This window comes from Burkholderia sp. Ac-20384, assembly GCF_017104605.1.
In the GTDB taxonomy this organism is placed as follows: domain Bacteria; phylum Pseudomonadota; class Gammaproteobacteria; order Burkholderiales; family Burkholderiaceae; genus Burkholderia; species Burkholderia lata.
In genome coordinates this window covers 1-1664 of record NZ_JAAGPE010000624.1, presented here as the reverse complement: position 1 = coordinate 1664, position 1664 = coordinate 1, and the positions used below count along the sequence as shown (strand labels likewise).

Annotated in this window: 1 protein-coding gene; it reads left to right on the top strand. The window is 69.5% G+C overall.

The features are described from left to right. Nucleotides 1–127: 127 nt before the first annotated feature. A partial coding sequence (locus G3O00_RS42385) for an acyl-CoA dehydrogenase family protein (RefSeq protein WP_206146566.1) occupies nucleotides 128–1664 on the top strand: 1537 nt, incomplete at its 3' end.

The following is a 1664-nucleotide window of genomic DNA, read 5'->3' as shown; positions in this document are numbered from 1 at the left end:
GCGGCATATTTGCTACTCTGAAATCAGCAGGGAATGCGGTTTACCGGGGGCCGGAACCGGCGCCGAAGCGCCATCCATGCGGCATGGCGCCGGCCGCCCGCGAAGCATGAGACCGGAGACAACCTCGATGACCGAATCGACTCACGCCGTCACGAACCAGTTCGACGAACTGGTCGACTATAACCTCTTCGCGACGGACATCGCGCTGCGCGACGCGCTCATCCGCGCGGGCGCCGACTGGGCCGTGCCGCAGCTCGACGCGTACGGCGCGCGGCTCGGCAGCGCCGACACTGCGCGGCTCGCCGACGACGCGAACCACCACACACCGGAACTGCACACCTTCGACCGGCGCGGCCGGCGCATCGACCGCGTCGATTTCCACCCCGCCTGGCACGCACTCCTCGGCCAGTACCGCCATGAAGGCTTCGTGTCGCTCGCCTTCCGCGAGTCGCGCCGCGGCCGCTGGGCCGCGACCGCGGCCGGCTTCTACCTGCATGGCCAGATCGAGGCCGGCACGCTGTGCCCGGCGACGATGACGCAGGCCGCGATCCCCGTGCTGCAGAAGGAGCCCGCGCTGTGGGCACTGCTGCGCGACAAGCTCTACAGCAACGATTACGATCCGCGCGACGTGCCGGTCGCTGAAAAACGCTCGATCTGGTTCGGCATGGGCATGACCGAGAAACAGGGCGGCTCCGACGTGCGCGCGAATACGACGCTCGCGACCGCCGTCGGCGCGGGCGGACGCGGCGGCGAATACCGGCTGCGCGGCCACAAGTGGTTTTTCTCCGCACCGATGTGCGACGCGCACCTGGTCGTCGCGCGCACCGAGGCCGGCAGCCCGTCGTGCTTCTACGTGCCGCGCTGGCGGCCGGACGGCACGAAGAACGCGGTCGAGATCCAGCGGCTGAAGGACAAGGTCGGCAACCGCAGCAACTCGAGCAGCGAGATCGAGCTGAACGACGCGTGGGGCATCATGCTCGGCGACGAAGGCCGCGGCATTCCGACCATCATCGAGATGGCCACCTACACGCGGCTGAACTGCGTGCTCGGCAGCGCGGCGATGCTGCGCCAGGGCGTCGTGCAGGCGATCGCGTACACGCGCCAGCGCCATGCATTCGGGCGCGCGCTCGCCGAGCAGCCGCTGATGCGCACCGTGCTCGCCGATCTCGCGCTCGAAAGCGAAGCGGCGCTGTCCCTCTCGATGCGTCTCGTCGACGCGTTCGAGCGCGACGACTCGCCGCGCGAACGCGCATGGAAGCGGATCGTCACGCCCGCCGCGAAATTCTGGGTATGCAAGCGCGCGGTCGAGCTGACCGGCGAGGTGATGGAAGTGTTCGGCGGCAACGGCTACGTCGACGACGGCCCGATCGCGCGGCTGTTCCGCGAGGCCCCCGTCAACTCGATCTGGGAAGGCTCGGGCAACGTGATGTGTCTCGACGTGTTGCGCGCGATATCGCGCGAGCCCGACGCAGCAGAGGCACTGTTCGCCGAACTCGCCGATCTCGGCGCGGGCGAACCGCGCATCCGCGCGGCGCTCGATGCGCTGCGCGCGATGCTCACGGCGCCAGCCGACACGCTCGAGGCATCGGGCCGCGTGTTCGCGCAACGGCTCGCGGTGATCGCGCAGGCATGCCTGCTGCGCCGCGATGCGCCGGCGGCCGTTA